General features: G+C 33.3%; 23 protein-coding genes. 16 read left to right on the top strand and 7 right to left on the bottom strand.

Features of this window, described 5'->3' with window-relative positions; all coding sequences use genetic code 11:
* Positions 1-110: 110 nt before the first annotated feature.
* Positions 111-1,157 (bottom strand): RluA family pseudouridine synthase, encoded by a 1,047-nt coding sequence (locus tag B8T70_RS03835; RefSeq protein ID WP_086893976.1) that lies wholly within the window; start codon positions 1,155-1,157, stop codon positions 111-113.
* Positions 1,147-1,770 carry a PASTA domain-containing protein gene (locus tag B8T70_RS03830; protein WP_039112971.1) on the bottom strand — a complete coding sequence of 208 codons (624 nt, stop codon included), beginning with the start codon at positions 1,768-1,770 and terminating at the stop codon, positions 1,147-1,149. Before B8T70_RS03830 ends, B8T70_RS03835 begins: the two co-directional genes overlap by 11 nt.
* Positions 1,771-2,089: 319 nt before the next feature.
* On the opposite strand from B8T70_RS03830, the gene B8T70_RS03825 reads away from it, so the two are divergent.
* The 3 genes from B8T70_RS03825 (at position 2,090) to B8T70_RS03815 (ending at position 4,429) form a co-directional block, all read left to right on the top strand.
* The gene (locus tag B8T70_RS03825) at positions 2,090-3,061 is read left to right on the top strand and encodes a D-alanine--D-alanine ligase (RefSeq protein WP_086893975.1); all 972 of its coding nucleotides are present in this window, start codon (positions 2,090-2,092) and stop codon (positions 3,059-3,061) included.
* A gap of 110 nt (positions 3,062-3,171) precedes the next feature.
* Positions 3,172-3,630: a pantetheine-phosphate adenylyltransferase gene (coaD, locus tag B8T70_RS03820; protein WP_035622952.1), complete on the top strand. Its 459-nt coding sequence runs from the start codon at positions 3,172-3,174 to the stop codon at positions 3,628-3,630.
* Between the two features lie 220 nt (positions 3,631-3,850).
* Entirely contained in the window at positions 3,851-4,429 is a 579-nt protein-coding gene (locus B8T70_RS03815) for an alkylphosphonate utilization protein (protein ID WP_086893974.1), read from the top strand.
* Positions 4,430-4,588: 159 nt separating this feature from the next.
* On the opposite strand, the gene B8T70_RS03810 is transcribed toward B8T70_RS03815, so the two are convergent.
* From B8T70_RS03810 to B8T70_RS03795, 4 genes are all read right to left on the bottom strand, one after another.
* Entirely contained in the window at positions 4,589-5,023 is a 435-nt protein-coding gene (locus tag B8T70_RS03810; protein ID WP_086893973.1) for a hypothetical protein, read from the bottom strand.
* A 161-nt stretch (positions 5,024-5,184) separates the two neighbouring features.
* Positions 5,185-6,531 (bottom strand): DEAD/DEAH box helicase, encoded by a 1,347-nt coding sequence (locus tag B8T70_RS03805; protein ID WP_039113086.1) that lies wholly within the window; start codon positions 6,529-6,531, stop codon positions 5,185-5,187.
* 214 nt (positions 6,532-6,745) lie between these two features.
* Positions 6,746-7,630: a dihydrodipicolinate synthase family protein gene (locus B8T70_RS03800; RefSeq protein ID WP_086893972.1), complete on the bottom strand. Its 885-nt coding sequence runs from the start codon at positions 7,628-7,630 to the stop codon at positions 6,746-6,748.
* A gap of 17 nt (positions 7,631-7,647) precedes the next feature.
* A complete protein-coding gene (locus tag B8T70_RS03795; protein ID WP_205625777.1) occupies positions 7,648-8,112 on the bottom strand; it encodes a cupin domain-containing protein in 465 nt (154 codons plus the stop codon).
* A gap of 93 nt (positions 8,113-8,205) precedes the next feature.
* On the opposite strand from B8T70_RS03795, the gene B8T70_RS03790 reads away from it, so the two are divergent.
* Positions 8,206-9,618 carry a PLP-dependent aminotransferase family protein gene (locus tag B8T70_RS03790; RefSeq protein ID WP_086893971.1) on the top strand — a complete coding sequence of 471 codons (1,413 nt, stop codon included), beginning with the start codon at positions 8,206-8,208 and terminating at the stop codon, positions 9,616-9,618.
* Positions 9,619-9,680: 62 nt separating this feature from the next.
* Positions 9,681-9,818 carry a hypothetical protein gene (locus B8T70_RS23755; RefSeq protein ID WP_165763183.1) on the top strand — a complete coding sequence of 46 codons (138 nt, stop codon included), beginning with the start codon at positions 9,681-9,683 and terminating at the stop codon, positions 9,816-9,818.
* A gap of 328 nt (positions 9,819-10,146) precedes the next feature.
* On the opposite strand, the gene B8T70_RS03785 is transcribed toward B8T70_RS23755, so the two are convergent.
* Positions 10,147-10,941, bottom strand: coding sequence for a S24/S26 family peptidase (locus tag B8T70_RS03785; protein WP_086893970.1), 795 nt, complete (start codon positions 10,939-10,941; stop codon positions 10,147-10,149).
* Positions 10,942-11,056: 115 nt separating this feature from the next.
* Here B8T70_RS03785 and B8T70_RS03780 point away from each other — a divergent pair, with 115 nt between their 5' ends.
* From B8T70_RS03780 to B8T70_RS03730, 11 genes are all read left to right on the top strand, one after another.
* Positions 11,057-11,248, top strand: a complete 192-nt coding sequence (locus B8T70_RS03780) for a hypothetical protein (protein ID WP_086893969.1) — start codon at positions 11,057-11,059, stop codon at positions 11,246-11,248.
* An 11-nt stretch (positions 11,249-11,259) separates the two neighbouring features.
* On the top strand, positions 11,260-13,257 hold the full coding sequence (locus tag B8T70_RS03775; RefSeq protein WP_086893968.1) for a hypothetical protein: 1,998 nt from the start codon (positions 11,260-11,262) through the stop codon (positions 13,255-13,257).
* A gap of 28 nt (positions 13,258-13,285) precedes the next feature.
* Positions 13,286-14,140 (top strand): AAA family ATPase, encoded by an 855-nt coding sequence (locus tag B8T70_RS03770; protein WP_086893967.1) that lies wholly within the window; start codon positions 13,286-13,288, stop codon positions 14,138-14,140.
* On the top strand, positions 14,131-14,757 hold the full coding sequence (locus B8T70_RS03765; protein WP_086893966.1) for a hypothetical protein: 627 nt from the start codon (positions 14,131-14,133) through the stop codon (positions 14,755-14,757). Before B8T70_RS03770 ends, B8T70_RS03765 begins: the two co-directional genes overlap by 10 nt.
* Before the next feature lie 82 nt (positions 14,758-14,839).
* Positions 14,840-15,235: a hypothetical protein gene (locus B8T70_RS03760; protein ID WP_086893965.1), complete on the top strand. Its 396-nt coding sequence runs from the start codon at positions 14,840-14,842 to the stop codon at positions 15,233-15,235.
* A 116-nt stretch (positions 15,236-15,351) separates the two neighbouring features.
* Complete coding sequence (locus B8T70_RS03755) at positions 15,352-15,552, top strand: hypothetical protein (RefSeq protein ID WP_086893964.1); 201 nt, start codon at positions 15,352-15,354, stop codon at positions 15,550-15,552.
* Positions 15,553-15,800: 248 nt separating this feature from the next.
* Positions 15,801-16,049: a hypothetical protein gene (locus B8T70_RS03750; protein WP_086893963.1), complete on the top strand. Its 249-nt coding sequence runs from the start codon at positions 15,801-15,803 to the stop codon at positions 16,047-16,049.
* Between the two features lie 414 nt (positions 16,050-16,463).
* Positions 16,464-16,751, top strand: coding sequence for a hypothetical protein (locus B8T70_RS03745; protein ID WP_086893962.1), 288 nt, complete (start codon positions 16,464-16,466; stop codon positions 16,749-16,751).
* Complete coding sequence (locus B8T70_RS03740; protein WP_086893961.1) at positions 16,748-17,200, top strand: CHAP domain-containing protein; 453 nt, start codon at positions 16,748-16,750, stop codon at positions 17,198-17,200. Before B8T70_RS03745 ends, B8T70_RS03740 begins: the two co-directional genes overlap by 4 nt.
* Positions 17,201-17,243: 43 nt before the next feature.
* Positions 17,244-17,735 carry a hypothetical protein gene (locus tag B8T70_RS03735; RefSeq protein ID WP_086893960.1) on the top strand — a complete coding sequence of 164 codons (492 nt, stop codon included), beginning with the start codon at positions 17,244-17,246 and terminating at the stop codon, positions 17,733-17,735.
* Positions 17,736-17,777: 42 nt separating this feature from the next.
* On the top strand, positions 17,778-19,943 hold the full coding sequence (locus B8T70_RS03730) for a hypothetical protein (protein WP_086893959.1): 2,166 nt from the start codon (positions 17,778-17,780) through the stop codon (positions 19,941-19,943).
* Positions 19,944-19,946 lie beyond the last annotated feature (3 nt).

Here is a 19,946-nt window from a genome sequence, read left to right as displayed (position 1 = left end):
ATCTAACAGCAAATAAAAAGTAAAACCTTAATTAATCTTAATCTCTTAATGGTTCAAAATTTTATTCCAGATAAAGCATAAAAAAAGCCCCAAATTGGGGCTTTATATTTTTAACTTTCTTCTTCGTCAGTATTATGCGATTTCGAATAATTACGCCATTTGTCGATACAATCAAGAAAATCCTGCGGAAGTTCAGTATCAAAACGCATCATTTCACCCGTTGTAGGATGAACGAAACCTAATGTTTTAGCGTGCAAAGCTTGTCTTGGCAAAGCTTTAAAACAATTATCTATAAACTGTTTGTATTTTGTAAACGTAGTTCCCTTTAAAATCAAGTGACCACCATAACGTTCATCATTAAAAAGCGGATGACCAATATGTTTCATGTGAGCACGAATCTGGTGTGTTCTACCTGTTTCAAGCTGGCAAGAAATTAAAGTAACATAACCAAAACGTTCCAAAACTTTATAATGCGTTACAGCAGGTTTTCCTATTTCTGGATCAGCAAAAACAGCCATTTGCATTCTGTCTTTTAAGTGTCTTGCTAAATTTCCTTCAATAGTTCCTTGCTCCTCAACAACATTTCCCCAAACAAGAGCAATATATTCTCTTTCAGAAGTTTTTGCTTCAAATTGTTTGGCAAGATGCGTCATAGCAGCTTCTGTTTTGGCAATAACCAAAAGTCCTGAAGTATCCTTATCAATTCTATGAACCAATCCCGGACGCTCACTACTATTCATTGGCAAATTATCAAAATGATGTGCCAAAGCATGAACCAGCGTTCCAGTATAATTACCATGTCCCGGATGCACAACCATTCCTGGCACTTTATTAATTAATAATAAAGCATCATCTTCGTAAACAATGTTCAACGGAATATCTTCTGGAATAATATGATTTTCATACGGAGGATGCGATAACATCACCGTAACAACATCAAACGCTTTTACTTTGTAATTTGACTTTACAATAACGTCGTTTACAAAGATATTACCCTCTGTTGCAGCATTCTGAATCTTATTTCTTGTAGCATTCTGTATTAAGCCCATTAAGTATTTGTCGATTCTTAAAGGTGCTTGACCCTTAGGAACTTCAAATCTAAAATGCTCATATAACTCTTCTTCTAAATCTAAACTATCGGTATTATTATTGTTCATTTGCTGTTTTTTCGTCTCCTGGCACTGCTAGAGAATCTGCCGGTTGACTTTCATCTAAATAACTTGCTTTTCCATCGCCCAAAACCAAATCAATTTTTGATGATTTCAGTACGCGATCTCCCACTTTTAAGTTTCTTCCTTTTAAACGCATCTCCAAAACCATATCTTTTCCAAGATTAGGAATATACGTAATTGTACCTTCTTCAAGCCCTAAAGCCTTTAATGTTGGTATAGCCTCACGATATGTTTTCTCTATCAAATCCGGAATACGAACTGATGAAAAACCAGATGCATTTATCTTAATATAAATCTTTCTACCCACTTTTACCTTCGTTCCTGGCAAAGGATCCTGCTCAACAACGCTAAATTTCGGGAATCCACTTCTATAATCCACACTATCCAAAAGTACGTAATCCAGATCCAGTCCGTCCAGTTTTGCCTCCACTTGCTCTTCGGTCAATTTTCTTAAATCTGGTACTTCGATTTCATGTCCGTGATCAGTTGTAAATGTTAACCAATGCATAAACAAATAACCTAAAACTGCAATAATTGCAACAGCAATTAGTATTTGCGTAAAAAATACTCGGCTAGTTAGATACTTACGTAAACTCATAAATTTATTTTTATTTGTGGCAAAGATAAAGATTTCGTTCCAAAAAAAATGATAATTTTGTTTAATACAAGAAAGCAGCTTTATAGTCGCCCTGAGCGGAGTGTAATAGTGTTATTAGATCAGTAAATCATACATTTCCTCACCCAGAGCCAAGCCTAAGATTTAGGAGCTATTTCCCGCTATACGCTATATCTTTTTCCATGCAAAAAAAGCATGAAAAAAGGATGCCGCTACCATCGGGGCTAAAAACACAAAACGTTTTCATAATAACATTGACGATTAAACAAATAAACGATTAAACATAAAAACATATAGATCGATGAAAAACATTGCCATCATCATGGGAGGATATTCTAGCGAATATCAAATATCACTAATCAGCGGAAATGTAGTATACCAATACCTTGATAAAACAAAATATAATGGTTTCCGAATTCATATTTTTAAAGAAAAATGGGTTTATGTAGATGAAAAAGATGCCGAATTCCCGATAGATAAAAATGATTTTTCAGTAACCGTAGATGGAACAAAAGTTACTTTTGATTGCGTGTTCAATGCCATTCACGGAACTCCGGGCGAAGACGGATTAATGCAAGCCTATTTTGAGTTATTGCACATACCGCAAACTTCATGCGATTATTACCAAGCCGCACTTACCTTCAACAAACGTGATTTACTTTCAGTTCTAAAACCATACGGAATAAAAACGGCTATCTCTTACTACCTAAATAAAGGAGATATTATCAATACCAACGAGATTGTAAAAAAAGTAGGTTTGCCATGTTTCGTAAAACCGAATAAAGCAGGTTCAAGCTTCGGAATCTCAAAAGTAAAAACTGCAGCCGAACTTCCTATTGCAATAGAAGTTGCTTATAAAGAAGATAACGAAATCATCATCGAAAGCTTCCTTGACGGAACCGAAGTTTCTGTTGGAGTAATCAATTACCAAGGAAAAATTATCGTATTACCTATTACTGAAATTATTTCCGATAATGATTTCTTCGATTACGAAGCAAAATATGAAGGAAAATCACAAGAAATCACACCAGCAAGAATATCTGACGAAATGACTCAAAAAGTAAGCGAAGTTGCAAAACGCGCTTATGAAGTCTTAAAAATGAAAGGGTTCTCAAGAAGCGAATTCATCATTGTAGACAACGAACCATATATGCTCGAAATGAATACAATCCCAGGCCTAACAACCGAAAGTTTGATTCCACAACAAGCAAAAGCAGCAGGAATTTCACTAGAAGATTTGTTTACAAATTCAATTGAGTTGGCTCTTTCATAAAGATGCTAAGAAACTAAGGTGCTAAGAATCTAAGATTTTAGCACCTTAATTTTTAAAACTCAAAAAACCTTTGAACCTTTGCCTCTCTGAACCTTTGAACCTTAAAAAAAATGAGAAAAGCCATATTCCCAGGATCCTTTGATCCAATTACACTTGGACACGAAGATATTATCAAACGAGGAATTTCACTATTTGATGAAATTGTAATTGCGATTGGTGTAAATGCCGAAAAAAAATACATGTTTTCACTCGAAGAAAGAAAGCGATTTATCGAAGAAACTTTCAAAGATGAACCCAAAGTAACCGTAATAACCTACGAAGGGCTTACGATAGATTTATGCCATAAATTAAAGGCACATTTTATATTAAGAGGATTGCGCAACCCAGCCGATTTCGAATTCGAAAAAGCAATCGCACATACCAACAGACGTTTATCCAAAATCGAAACTGTATTTTTATTAACAGCAGCAAGAACATCATACATAAGTTCAAGCATCGTTCGTGATGTATTACGAAATGGCGGAGAATACGAAATGTTGGTTCCAGATGCGGTTAGGGTTAAGAAGTAAATATTTTGCGTAAGTCGTTGCGAGGAACGAAGCAAACACACTAAAATGATAAATCACTGGAACGGACATACTAAATGAGATTGCTTCGTTCCTCGCAAAGACAAAACGAAAAAATCCTTTTTAATCCTTTTAATCTGTGGCAAAAAACCACCAAAAATATAAATTTGTCCCCCTCCTAAATTATAAGTAAATTCGCATTTTCAAATAAACAATTAAAATAATGAGCATAGAAAGAGAATTAAGCAAACGTAGCGGATCTAAATGTGAACTTTGTAGCGCAACCGAAAACCTAAAAGTATATCAAGTTTTACCAACTCAAAAAGGCGGAATTGATGAAAGCGTAATGGCTTGTAGCACATGTGTAGATCAGATAGAAAATCCAGATAACGTAGATTTAAATCATTGGAGATGTTTAAACGACAGTATGTGGAACGAGAATGTTGCCGTACAAGTTGTAGCCTGGAGAATGTTGAGTAGAATGCGTGCTGCAGGATGGCCGCAAGAATTGCTAGACATGATGTACCTAGACGAAGATACATTAGCATGGGCACAAGCAACTGGAGAAGGTGAAGAAGACGAAAACAAAATCATCCACCGCGATAGTAATGGCGTAATTTTAGAACACGGAGATTCTGTAGTTTTAATTAAAGATTTAAAAGTAAAAGGATCTAGTATGGTTGCCAAACAAGGAACTGCTGTGCGTAACATTCGTTTAGACCATGAAAACGCCGAATACATCGAAGGAAAAGTAGACGGTCAGCAAATTGTAATTATCACACAATATGTGAAGAAAATATAGTTTTTTTTAGTCTCAGTATTCAGTCACAGTATTCAATACTGAAAACTGAGACTGAGACTGAGACTGAGACTGAGACTGAGACTGAGACTGAGACTGAAAACTAAAAAAGGAGGCTATTCAAATCATGAATAGCCTCCTTTTTTATAGTAGATAATCTAATTATTTTTGAAACAATTTACTTACTTGGTCTTTTGTTAAAGCCTCAGAAACATTGTTTGCATTACCTTCTTTGTTCGAAACCATAAATTGAACAGTAGGTTTATCAACACTTGCTGTATAATGCAACCAAACATAATTGTTAGGTAATTCTAGTTTGATATCATACAAAGGAGTTGCTGTAAATCCGTTTACGATAATATTGTAAAGATTTAGGTAATCGTTATCAATATTCTTGAAAGTAAATTTTCTTAAAGTATTGTTTTCATCATCACTTTGAATACAGTTATAAAATATAGTGTATTCGTCTCCAATTTTTTGGATATAATTATTATTCACTTTACCTAATTTCTCAACTGGCACAGTTTCAATAACTTTAATTTGAGCAAAAGATGCAAAACTTAAAAACAAAACAGCAATAGTAATAATTTTTTTCATAATATTCTTTGGGGTTTATTTATTTTATGGGGCAAACATAATAATAAAAAAAATTAACTCCTTTCTTAGACAGTTAATTTATTGACATTAAATATAATTTATTGTTTATAATTACTTGCCACCACAAACAATAACACAGTAACTAATTGTGTATAAATAAATTACTCCTCTTCTTTCTTAATTACTTTTCTAGCTACTTCAATTTTAAATTTTTTGCCTTTCATCTTCTCTTCTTTGATGTTTTGAAGCAAATCTTTTACTTTATTGAATTTTACAGCTGCAAACGAAATAAAATCTTTCACCTCAATTAATCCCAAGTCACCTTTTTCTAGTTTTCCTTTTTGAGAAAAGAACCCTACGATATCAATTTTATTAAGTTTGTTCTTCTTTCCACCACTTATATATATTGTCTGAAATTCTGGAGGTTTAGGCAAAGTCGTAGCATTATCGACCTTTAAAACATCCATATCATAATTAATATAATCCAGTTTCTTTTCGCTTTCATGAACCAGGATATAAGCCGTTCCCGATGCAAGCATACGAGCAGTACGTCCGTTACGGTGCGTAAACTCATCTTCTTTAGATGGTAAATGATAATGAATAACATGATTCATCTCAGGAATATCAAGACCACGAGCAGCAAGATCCGTTGTGATTAAATAACTCACACTTCCGTTTCTAAACTGAATCAAAGCACGTTCACGCTCATCCTGATCCATTCCGCCATGATAATAAGTAGCGTAAATCCCTTTTTCATTTAGCGTATCACTAATACGTTCAGCAGCATCACGATGGTTACAGAAAATAATAGCCGATTGCGATTTTAAAGAACAAATAAGATTAAATAAGCTTCCTATTTTATCCTTAGATGGAGAAACCACCATTTTCATCGAAAGATTCGATTTATCTTCCTCCTCAGGTATAAAATCCAAAATCGTTGGATTAATTACTCTGGTATATTTTGGAATCTCAATATCCGATGTAGCCGAAACCAACACACGTTTATTCAATTTTGGTAATTTACCAATGATAAAAGACATTTGCTCATGGAAGCCTAATTGCAATGATTTATCAAATTCATCCAAAATTAAAGTCTGAACTTTATCTAAACGGAAAGTACCTCTGTCGATATGATCTGCAATTCTTCCCGGAGTTCCTATTAAAACCGCTGGCGGATTGCTTAGATTCTTAATCTCGGTATCGATAGAATGACCTCCGTAACAAATATTAACTTTGTAATCGGTTCCCATTTTTTTCCAAACCTGTTCTATTTGCAATCCTAATTCTCTCGAAGGAACAAGGATTAAACATTGTACAGAAAGGATTTCGGGTTGTAATAATTCTAAAACTGGCAGTAAAAAAGCTAGAGTTTTTCCTGATCCGGTTGGAGAAAGTAGTAAAACATTATTATCATTCAGGATAGCGTCCTGAGCAACTTCTTGCATTTCGTTTAGGCTTTCGATACCTAAATTCAAAAGTATATTATTCGAATGGTGTTTCTTATTCATTTTGCAAAAGTAGTCAAAATACTGTTTGTTTAAAGTTTCAGGCTTGAAATGAGAACAGAAATACATGAAATTTAACCGCAAAGCACGCAAAGTTTTTAATAAGCCGGATTTATTAAAATCGCAAAGTTCGCAAAGCTACATGTTTTATAAACCTTGCGAACTTTGCGAAAATCTTTGCGCTCCTTGCGGTTAAAAACTTAAAAGACTCAATACCCTACTGTTCTAATTCTTTAAAAATCAATTCCAATTCTGCTATTTCATCTTCTGTTAATGGTTTCAACGGACTTCTTAAAAAACCTCCGTCTATTCCCTTAATTTTCAAACCAGCTTTAATAGTTCTTGGCAAACCTTTGTTTACAATAAATTTTAAAAGATTTAATTGCTTGTAAAACACTTTTTGAGCTTCCTGCAAATCATTTTTCTGAATAGCATTGTATAAATCAACATTCAGTTCGGGAATTAAGTTTGGCGCAGCCGTACACCAGCCTGTTGCTCCTGCAGAAAATGCTGCCAATGCTAACGGATTTGATCCATTAAAAAATGTAACATCATCACCAAGTTCTCTTTTCAAATAATGCATTCTTTGTACATCTCCACTACTTTCCTTAATCATAGTAACATTCGGAATCTCCAAAAGCCTTTTTAACAATGCTGGCGACATATCTACTCCACCCGTTGCAGGATTATTATACGCCATTATTGGTATCGAAATTTGCTTCGCAACAGCATCATAATGTTGTACAATTTCATCATCAGTAAGTTTCCAATAACTCATCGGAATAATCATGACTGCATCTGCACCCGCCTTTTCAGCAAACTTCGCGTGGTAAATTGTTTTTTCGGTTGTTAAATTTGATACACCTACTAAAACTGGAACTCTACCATTAACTTGTTCTATTGTAGCTTCGGTAATTGCTTCTTTTTCTTCATCAGTCAAATACGGCATAACTCCCGTACTTCCTAACGGAGCAACTCCATGAGCCCCAGAAACAATCAATCTTTCTAATAGCTTTTTGTACAATACAATATCTACTTTTTCGTCTTTGTCAAACGGAGTAATCGGATAGGCAATTATACCTTTAAACAATGTATTTTTCATTTACTTTTCTTTTTTAATTAAAGATCTCTTCCTTCTTCTTCACGCAATGCAACACCTAAATTTTGTAGTTGAGGGGCATTTTCACAAGCTATATATTTAGCCGAAACTACATTACTTAAATTCTTGTGTCTATGCCAAGCCCAACTTGGGATATAAACAGCGTCGCCTGCCTTCCACTCTACTTTTACATCTTCAACTTCAGTATATCCGTGTCCTTCGATTACGTACAATACAGTTTCATAAGTATGCCTGTGTCTGTTTGTCATTTGGTCAGGTAATAATCCTCCAATAGTCATACTCACGTTTTTACTCGGAAGATCAATAAAGAAAACGGGATGCTTTCTTTCAGTAGAAAATTGATTGTGAACTCCGGCTTGTTCAACATCTCTGTGTATTAATTTTTCGGGCATCACAAAAGTTGGTCGTGCAAATGTTTCGTGAAAGTCTTTTGATGAAAATTGTTTCTTAGTTTCCATAATCATATAATTTATTTGTTTTTGCATTATTGCGTTACAAAATTACTGTAACTTTGGACTACCTATATAACACAGTTTAAACACAAACACCTAGTCCAGATGTTAAGACCTTGGCAATTAGAGATTCAGATAAATAACAAATCAGATAAAGCAATTTATCTACAAATTGCCGATGCTATTATCGATGCTATAAAAACAGGAATCCTCAATAGCGGGAATGCTTTACCAGGAAGCAGGCAACTTGCTGGACTACTTAAAGTGAACAGAAATACAGTTATTGAAGCGTTAGATGTACTCATAGCCGAAGGTTGGCTTATTACAATGGAACGAAAAGGAACTTTTGTTGCCGATATTTTACCTATTGCTACAGAAACCACAAACCATAAAAGAAAAACTGAATCTACAACTAAAGAAGTAAAACCCCTTTTAGTTTTTGACGATGGTATTCCCGATAGCCGAATTGCACCAATGAATGAACTGGCAAGGGCTTACAGACAGATTTTTAATCGAAAATCGCGCTGGCAAATAATGGGTTATAGCAACGGACTTGGAAATTTAGAATTTAGAAAAGCCATTGTTCAAATGCTAAATTTTAAAAGAGGAATGAATATTACTCCAGATGAAATATGCATTACCCGAGGAAGCCAAATGGCAATGTACCTCGCCTCGCATTGTTTATTTACCAAAGGAGATTATATAATGGTCGAAAATCCTGGATACAAACCCGCTTGGGAAACATTTGAAAATGCCGGAGCTCAATTACTCCCAATATCTGTTGATAAAGACGGATTAGTAGTTGATGAGGTTGAGGAATACGTAAAGAAATATGAGAATATTAAAGCTATTTACATTACACCTCACCATCAATTCCCAACGACAGTAACACTGAGTTTAAAAAGAAGATTAAAGCTCGTAGAATTATCCAATACTTACGGTTTTACCATTATAGAAGATGATTATGATAACGAATTCCATTTCGGACAAAGACCAATCCTGCCAATTTCAAGCTATAGCAATGCCAAAAACACGATTTACATTGGCACATTAAGTAAAATAGTCGCGCCAGCATTAAGAATTGGGTACTTGGTAACCAATACAGAAACCATCGAAAAAGTAGCTAAACACAGGAAAATAATCGATGTGCAAGGCGATAATATTATGGAAGAAGCAGTTTTACAACTTATAAATGAAGGCGTAATAAAAAGACATATCAAAAGAACTACAATCATTTACAAAGCCAAAAGAGATTACTTTGAAACCATTTGCAACAAATACCTAAAAGACAAAACAACATTCGTAAAACCCGAAGGTGGCTTAGCATTTTGGATTATACCAAATTCACCTGTAAACATCTCTGAAATTGCAGATAAACTCCTTTTAAAAGGGATAAAAATTATGACTCCCGAGAAGTTTAGTTTTAACAAACCAATATCAGGTTTTAGACTTGGCTACGCTTCCCTAACCGAACAACAAATCGAAGAAGGAATTATAGAACTAGCTAAGTATTTATGAACCTAAATACTATAAAATAAAACATACATAATTAACTAATACCCGAAATTGAAAAAAAATCAATGAATACAGTACTTACAGCAAAAAGCTATTCAGATACTCCAAAATTAAAATATACATCTACTCATTATTTAATGCAAGAATTCATTATTAATAAACCATATATTTTAAAACTTACACAACTACAAATATCAATCTAAACAATCAGCCAAATACATCATTTACTAACAATTAGACTCCTTTTTCACCCCAACCCTTTTCAATATTAATTAATTTAAGTTCTTTATTTTGACTTAAATTAAATTCACTAAAAACAATATCTGATTTATAGTTACAGTTGGAGTTACAGTTGGAGTTACATTAGCCAAATAAACTACAGACATTAGCAAATATATAATCCTTACAAACCGTTGTAAAATGAAGTTTTTATAGTTTAAGGGCATACTTAATCCTCACGCAAAGACTTACACTAATACGAACAAACCGTTTGAAATAAGGTTTTCATATCGAGAAACATATCAAAAGTTATTATTTTTTTGTTTTATTTTCTAGAATCATGATTTTAACTTCCAAATCATTAACCCTTTCATACAAATCAATTGGATTTAATAACTCAGATGATAGATGCATCCTGTATTCCCAAACTTCAATGATATCTCTTGGACTAATCTCAACATTAGGAAATTCTCTTCTATTATCGCTTTTACAATACAGACTCCCATATTTTTCTATACGATTCAGAACTCTCCTAATCATTATACCATTAGTTTTGGATACAATTATATAAACCCGATCATCCTTTATATCAATCATCCAGTTATCAACCCATTTACCAATTACAAAAGATTTATCATGTAATGTTGGATACATACTATGCCCATCGAGTTGAAACATCCTGTTTATTCCTTGATTTATATTAGGAAACTTATAAGAAGGTAATCCTTGTATGAAATTTGAGTCTCCATACTTAGTTAAATAATCGGTAGTATCTTTTATTGGTACAAAGACAATATTATCCTTCTCCGATTCATTAACAGAGATAGTTTTAGAAATTTCGTTGGGATTTAATTCTTCAACAGTATGAATTAAATCATCATTTTTATAATTTGACCGATTTTTCTTTCCTTTATTTAATAGAATCCACTCGAAATTTATTTCGAGTTTTTCAGCTAATCCAATTATAAAATCTATTTTCGGTAGTGTTCCGTTACGATAATTTCTAATATTTGCTTCACTTGTATGCATTGATTTAGCAAATTTAGAATTATTATCAGAAAAATATTCAATAGCTATTTCATTGATTTTCAATGTGATATCGCTCATACGTGTTGAAATAACATATTACTCGAAACAAATTTCGAATTTTACTTTTTTTATTCGAAACAAATTTCGATATTTGATTTTGCAAATAGAAAAAAACATTTACAAAATCAAATATATGAAAAATATTCTCCTACACCCGAAACACAAAAAGAAAATAGCCAAGGATATCGGAGTAAGCAAACAAACAGTAGATATGAGCCTTAGCTATGTTTTCAACTCATTTAACGCAAAGAAAATCAGATTATTAGCAAAAGAATTATTAGTAGAAGAAGCAAGAAAAATTAATGACGTCGATATAATAAATTAAAAGCCGAAACTATGTTCGAATATAACCATAATAATATCCTATGTATTCAAGCTTCCTGGATTGTTGAAAGCGGTATCGTTAGCGAACCAAATTATAAACAATTATGCTCAAGAGGACATCTTAAAAAACTTACTATAGGCGGCAATGGTCGAAAAGCTCTAATTCAATTCGATACGATGAGATCTGATATAAAAAGTAAAGTAATAGAACTTGCAGGAGATCCATATGAAAAAGTAACCACTATTACATTTGTTGACTATATCGAACAAGATCAAAAAGCATCTAATTTTTATAGAAATTACACATTAGACAATGGCGAGGGACTTCCCGAAAAAAATATAAAAGAGTATAGTTGCAATGCCTCAATAATAAATGCTATAAATACCATTGTAAATTCTAAAATAGCACAACGCAAAGCACTTGCGGGCTCCAAAGCAAATATTTGGGAAAGAATTGCAGAAGTAGTTTCTGAATTACCTAAGCACACCTACCCACACTCCCTTCCAAAAAATCAAAGAATCCTTAGAAACAAAATTAAAAACTATTTAAAAGATGGTTACGAAATATTTATTCATAAATCTTTTGGCTCTAAAAATGCTGAAAAAATTAATGATGCCGCCAAAGCTTTCGTGTTGGCATGCTGGACCAATCCAGTAAAACGAGTCTCAAATTATACTCAACTACTAAGAATATATAATGAAGAAGCTAAAGTTCAAGATTGGAAACTAATAAAATCAGAACAATCACTGATAAATTTCCTATCCGATCCGAAAATTGAACCATTATGGTGGGCAAATCGATTTGGAGAACTAAAATTTAAAGAAAAATTTATGATGCCGTTCAAAACTACTCTTCCATCTATGAGGGATTCACTTTGGTATTCTGATGGTACAAAAATCAATCTCTATTATCAAACTAAAGACGGCAAAATGAAAACTATCAATGTTTATGAAGTAATGGATTCTTACAGCGAGGTATTTCTTGGGTATCATATTTCTGAAAATGAAGATTATGAATCCGGTTATCAAGCTTTTAAAATGGCAATAAAAATATCTGGTCATCGCCCATATCAAATATCATTTGACAATGGATCAGGCAATAAAAAACTCCATAATGGTGGCTTTTTTGATAAAATTTCACAATTAGCAATCAAAACACAGCCTTACAATGGTAAATCTAAAACTATCGAAAGCGTGTTTGGAAGATTTCAAACCCAATTTTTAGCACAAGAATGGAATTGGACAGGGCAAAACATTACAGCTACAAAACTTTCTAGCCATTCTAATATGGAATTTATATTGGCTAATCCTGATAAACTCCCAACACTAAAAGAGCTAAAAACGATATACCAGGAAAAACGCACACAATGGAATCAGGCACCTCATCCTAAAACAGGAAAACCAAGAATCGACATGTACTATGAAAGTATTAATCCAGATGCGCCAAAAGTTACACCTTTTCAGATGGTTGATTTCTTTTGGATTGAGAGAAGTGTTCCTATTACATGCACCTCCTCAGGCGTGAGTTTTAAAGAGAAAAAGGTACAATATGATTATGTAGTATACCAACAAAACTCGCGAACAATAGATCAAGAATGGCATGTAAAAAACGTAGATCAAAAATTTTACATCAAGTTTGACCCAGACGACATGAGTCTAATATACCTATATAAGAAAACTCCGTTGGGATTAAAATTTGTGACAGCAGCTGAAACTAAAATTGAAATACATCGAGGGCAACAAGAACAAGAAGATTGGGAGGCTCAATACTACAGAAACCAAATAGAAACTATCAAACAGACAAGGATAACCATTCAAAATCAAGTAGAAGCTAATTTGCAAAAACACAATATGAGTGCAGAGAATTATGGATATAGAACCCCAAACCTAAAAGGCATTAATAGCAATCGGAAAAGTAAAAAAGTAAAAAACGACATCGCTCAATATCAAAAAAAAGTCAGCGAAATGGTTCTTACTGAAGATAACGAAAGCATATATGATTTAATGTAAAAATAAATTAACCTAAAAATTAAAAAATATGACAACAGAATTTAAATCACAAGTAAAAGAAAAACTAGCAAGTTACATTGTTCAAAAAGGAAGCCAAAACAAAGCCGCTAATTCATTAAACGGTGTTTCTGCAGCATTACTTTCACAGATTATGAATGATAATCATAAAAACATTTCTGAAGTAATGTGGAGAAATGTAGCTTCACAAATTGGGTACAACTCTAAAAAATGGTTTTGTATTGAAACGACAGATTTCAAAATAATATCCGAACTACTAAGAGATGCCCAACAACACGCCAATGTTTTTGCTATAACTGGCGATGCCGGTTCCGGAAAGTCAATGTCCTTTGGGATTTATACAAAAAGCAATAAGAACTCTTATTTATTGAGTTGTGCAGAATATTGGAATCGCAAAGAATTCCTAATACAATTGCTTATTGTGATGGGCGTAGATTATAGCGGTTTTACTATTGCAGAAATGATGAATGAAATTGTTAAAAAATTAAAATCTCAACAAACACCCCTTATCATATTAGATGAAGCAGATAAATTACCAGATACTGTATTATACTTTTTTATAACCTTATATAATAGACTAGAAGAACATTGTGGAATTATTCTATGCGCTACAGACCACCTGGCTAAACGCATCAATAAAGGTATCAAATTAAATCGCAAAGGATATAAAGAAATTAACTCCCGAATAGGCAGACGCTTTATTGAACTAAAAGGAATCAACTTTACCGACGTTACCCAAATATGTATTGCTAATGGTGTCGAGGACGCTAAATCTATAAAAGACATCTTCATAGATTCTGAGGGTGACCTCAGAAGGGTAAAACGAAAAATTCATGCAGTAAAAAACAAAGCAGAATGTCTTTAAAAAGAGCTGTTTCGGTTGACGAAATAACAAGAAAAAAGTTCATTGAATTAGAACTTCCTTCACAATTTAAAAAATTGCTAGGAACACCTGAGCGTTCAGGAATATGGATAATATGGGGAGAGAGTTTTAACGGAAAAACAGGATTCTCACTACAATTAGCCAAAGCTCTAACACTATCTGGAAGGGTTTTTTACAATACACTTGAAGAAGGTGCGCGAAAATCAATGCAAAATGCCATTGTCTTACAAAACATGCAAGAAGTAAAAAGACGCTTCCTTATAGGTAATCGGGAAAACATAGAAGATTTAAAAGTACGATTACGACGAAAGAAATCACCCGATATTATTTTTATTGATAGTCTGCAATACACCGGGCTTACCAAAAAAGAGTACAAAACACTCAAAGAAGAATTTCATAATAAACTATTCATTTTCATAAGTCATGCCGACGGAAAAAATCCGGAGGGCTCCCTGGCTAAGTTTGTTAAATATGATGCTGATGTAAAAATTAGAGTCGAAGGATACAGAGCAATGTGCTTATCACGCCTTGGAGGAGATAAAGAACCATACATCATTTGGGAACAGGGAGCTGCACAGTTTGACATTAAAATCAATTAATCATGCAAGAAACAGAAATAATTACTTTACCGAAAGTTAAGTATATAAAGAATTTATCATCAATCTTTAATCAAATCTCAAAATGACGACTTCTCAAACTAACATTAAAATTCAAGAATTAGAAACTTGGCTAATTCAAAATCCAAACAATGCCCAACGCAGTTTAATAGAAAGTGATTTGAAAAATTTGCGAAACGATTTAGAGTATAAAAACCAAATAAACAGCCGTATTGCATTATTATATTTATCACTTCAATTTTGCTCCGAGCAAATGAAAATTTTTACTATTGGCGAAAGAATATGCGTTAATCAGGAGCGTTTTCAATGGATGCATATACTATCAGAACCAGATGCAGAGCCCCGCCCTGTTTCGGCAACTATTGAGACTAAAATAAATGATATCACTAGACTGGTAGCTATTTACAAATTTAAGCCATTTAATGATGATCCATTTGATTATAAAATAGAAAATGAATAGTGTCTGCACAATAATCGTGTTGGGAATTCTACTTATAATTACCAACCTTAGACCTATAATGCTATTTCATGAATGGCTTAACTTTAAGATAATCACTACTTTTAAACAATATAAAAATGAACGTAAAAATAAAACCAATTACCGATCATGAAAGCTATGAAGTAAATGGTCATACCATATATAAAGACACTTATGGAAAATGGAATTGTAAATATGATTTATCACACAAAGAACTCCATGCATTTGACCAATATGAAAATATTGTTATTAAAAATCCAAGATTTAAAAAACATACCAAAGCAACTTACAAAGGTTAAATTGAATAAAAATGAAGTTGCCTTAAACTTCTTTTTTATCTAAGAAAATTAAAACTCGAAAGTTCTTTCTAATAAGAACGAAATTTCTTTCGAATTCAAGATGTGGTATATAATCTCATTTAAATGAATTCATAGAAAAAAAACAGAACTAACCTCTGTAAAACAATCACTTAACTATAATATTAATAGAAAAACCCCAACATAAAGTAGGCTTTTTTTATTGATTCTTTTATTTTATTTTTGCTCATATGTCAATCTCAATAAATAGAAGTCTAGGTATACAAAGAAATAAGCTGTTGCGTTACAGACTTATTAAAGAATTGTATTTAAAACACAAAACAGATGACATACCTACAACTGTAGTATGGCGTAAGTACATTTGTCCTGTTTATCCAATATCCCGTACCACTTTGTATGAAGTTCTTTGTACACCAGTAACTTCTGAACTAAAAAAAGTAGAAGATGCTATAAATAATCAAACAAAACTTTTATTGTAAACAATAAACGACACCAATACCATAAATGGCTTCATTAACTTGAAAGCCATTTTTTTTTGTTTTTATTTTAGTACTGACCTCTTTTCATTTATTACTTTTTTGTTGAGATTAATTTGAATTCTATTTATAAAATCCCTCTCTCCATTTCATTTAAATGTATCTCATTTTTTAAGAAAACCTCCCTTTTTTAAGCTTTTAAGAGAACAGCTGTAAACTTACTTTACAACTATGTAAAGTCATGATACATAAGTGTTCAAGCACCGTGCATCTGTTTTTTTAAGAAGCACTTTAAACCAATCTTTGCTACATCAAAAGGGAATAATCGTAAGAATTAAATTGACCATTGAGCTTAAACTGACCTTAAAATTACAGCAATTGTTGCTTCTTAATAATTTAAAAATAGTGAAACATTGAATGGAACACTTTCTATACCCAACCCTTACTGCATTTTTTGCAGCATTAATTACCTGGTTCTTTTCTATGCGAAAATCATTAGCAGAAGAGAGAGCAGCCGAACTCGACAATGCGGTAAATGCGGTAAGATATTATCGTGAATTACTCGACGATATCTCAGTTCGATTAACAGCTGCTACAGAGACTATTAAAACGATGGAAGTACAACATAGAGAGTTGATGCTAATAAACCACCAATTGGTTAGTGAGTTGCAAAAATTTAAACAATTAAACGGAAAAAACCTATGACACTTGCCCAAAAAACACTGGAAATTGCCATTGCCCAAATTGGAGTTGAAGAAATCCCAAGAAATAGCAACTCAGGTCCTGAAGTCGATATTTATTTAAGAAGCGTAGGACTCCCTAAAGGATATGCATGGTGCATGGCATTTATATATTGGTGTGCCCAAAAAGCAGCCCTTCAAAATGGAGTTAACAACCCTTTAAAGAAAACAGCAGGCGTACTGGAGCAATACCGATCAAGACTGCATTTGGTGGTAACCATACCTAAACTGGGGGATATTTTTATAATCGATTTTGGAAAAGGTTTGGGGCATGCCGGGATAGTCGAAAAAGTAGTAGGAAATATAATTCACACTATCGAAGGAAACACAAATGATCATGGAGGCCGTGAAGGCTATAAAGTTTGCCGGCGAAAAAGAGATATAAAAACCATAAAAGCTTTTTTAAGACTTTAAAATCAAGCAATAAAAATTTCTTAAGCTTCAAATTTAAAAAAATATGGACAAAATTTTGAAACAAGTTGGGTTATTGATTCTTCCAGTCATGTTACTAATTTCTTGTAGGAGTTCGAAACCAACTCTAATCGAAAACTCCACTCAAACGGTTACTATAAAGGAAACAGTACACGATACGGTTTTTAAAATTGAAAAAGATAGCAGTTCATACAAAGCATTATTAGAATGTCTAAACGGAATTGTAGTGATAAAAAATGTTACTCAAGCCGAACCAGGGCGTAGCTTAAAAAGCCCAAAGGTTCGCCTTGAGAACAATAAGCTGAGTGTTGATTGTGAGATTAAAGAACAAGAGCTCTACGCTTTTTGGAAATCAAAACAAGTTAATGATGTTCAGGTTAAAACCATCAACACTACCCTGTACATCAACGAGCTAACTTTTTGGCAAAAGGTGCAAATCTGGTTAGGCAGAATCTTCATTATAGTTCTAATCTATTGCATCATAAAGTTAATAAGCAAACTCAACAGATCTTTTTAAGATCGAGAATATCATTTTAAAAATAATTTCATACCACAACATATGTCTGTACAGTCTCATTTTTTCATAGAGTCAGGAAGTTTTACTCAAAAAAACGAACAATCTTTTGGACCAGTTTCTAAAACTAAATTTAGATTGACTTCAAAATTTACTTTAACTGGTCCTAAAAAAGCCTTTGCTATCTGCAAAGGCGTGATTTTATTGCAACCGCAAACAGGAGCGGAGAAAGACAAAGTAAACCTCATTCTTCGTCCCTACACACAACCTTTCCCGGGACTAAATATAAAATACTTCGTTTATAGAGGTTTACAAAGAAGTGATTTCTTTACTTCAGATTCCGCTCCTAAAATCATCAAAAAAACGGGCTCAACTTCTGATTTTATCAATAAAATAACCGAAGATTTTGAAGCTTTTCATAAAGAGCGCAAAGATGATAAAGGTAATGCAATAGATATACCCGATTTTACAGCTCAATATATTGGTTACGATACCGCAGTAACTGATAATACGATATCGTTATCTAATTATTTCTTTAAAGAATCACAATTTATTGAAGGAAAAGAAAATGGCGATTACGAATTACCTATGATTAGTATAGGTAAATCATTAGGGAATTTTGCTAAGGGGGAATGTGGTATTGATGTAGTGCTAAATTACGGCGACTACAAACACAGTTTTGATAATGAAGAATTTGCTTTCGACTTAGGATATGCGCGCAAAAACGAGGCTTTTATAGACATAAATGGAACAACCGATTTTCAACAAAAACTACAACGTGAGCAAAGTACTCAGTTTATAGATATTGCTGCATTTTATGGTTTATATGTTCCCGAAGGTATCGTAAGTACAATAGCAGCTGGAACTAAAACTGATAAAAAAGGCATCGACATATATAATACCGTAATCAACAATTTTGCGACAAAAAACAATTGGTACATCTACATTCAAGGAGACCGCACCCGCAGCTACGATTTTTATGGCGACTATAAAATAATAAAAGAAACAGGGATCAATAATCTTAAAACAGGATTACTGGAAGACTCAAAAATAAAAATAGTTGCAATGACCGAGGCCCAATACGGAACTGAGGGCTGGCCACTTATCATTAATACCCAAAAACAAGCCACGGCAGTTACAACCAACAACCTGTACTTGCAATTGGTAACCGATAATAACAATAATACTGCCTTTTACGGGCACATTGCAAAAGTTGCCAACGCTCAAAAGGACAGTTTTATTAATGCCGATGGATTGCGATTACCACCTGATACTGATGGTAACTATGAACGTCTTACCTCAACCATACAACTTACAACTCCTGCTATTGCAGGCGAGAACATCGCAACACTAAGTTTATTACTTTATCAGGGTATAATTAATGAATACGATGACGAACCAATACTAGATACAAACGGAGAAACAATTATGCTAAAAGGTCAAGCCAATTTTTTCGACGATGTTTTTGGTTTAATCAATGCTAAACCATTGTTAAAACTAAATGGCAGTAACGAATTCTCTAAAATTACTGACGAAAAACTGCATCTTATAAATGCATTTTATGACAAGAAACAGCAAGGAATCTCGATAGTGCAAACGCTTACAATAAACGATACCATCGAAACTGGAATCGAAGCTACGCCGATGCTCGACCGCATAACGTATCTTACCGAAACTGTAGATGTTATGAATAATGCCGTCTCTGCTACCGGAAGTATGACTCCTGCTACCAGAACCAGCCACTCCGCCAGTGGGGTAGTTACCTCAAATAAAACCTACGAGTTACCAGAGCCATATTACTATTCTCGAAAATTGTTTACCGATAGTACACAAACCATTACAGGACTAGAACTTAAAACGCTGGATGGCTCTACTTCTGGTAAAATTATTCTAGGAATAACTCAAACCGAAAACGAAAGTATAAAAGCATTAATTGCAAAAGACTTAAAAAATCCTCGCTTGTTTTTAATTGACTTGTTTGAAGATGATAATGAATTGGTTTCTCCCGAAAATATAAAATACCAAAAATACAAAGTAGCCATCGTGGCAGAAGATACTCAAGGGAATAAAAAACTTTCCAAACCCAATCCTGATGTTTTTGTGTATTCACTAGACAGAAACTATCATTTTAGTAAGGGGTATAGTGAGTATATGCAGGCAAAAGAAGAATTACCAACATTAACAATCGATTATTATACAATACTTTATTAAATC

This window comes from Flavobacterium sp. AJR (assembly GCF_002156885.1).
Taxonomy (GTDB): domain Bacteria; phylum Bacteroidota; class Bacteroidia; order Flavobacteriales; family Flavobacteriaceae; genus Flavobacterium.
This window is presented reverse-complemented; position numbering and strand designations above follow the sequence as displayed.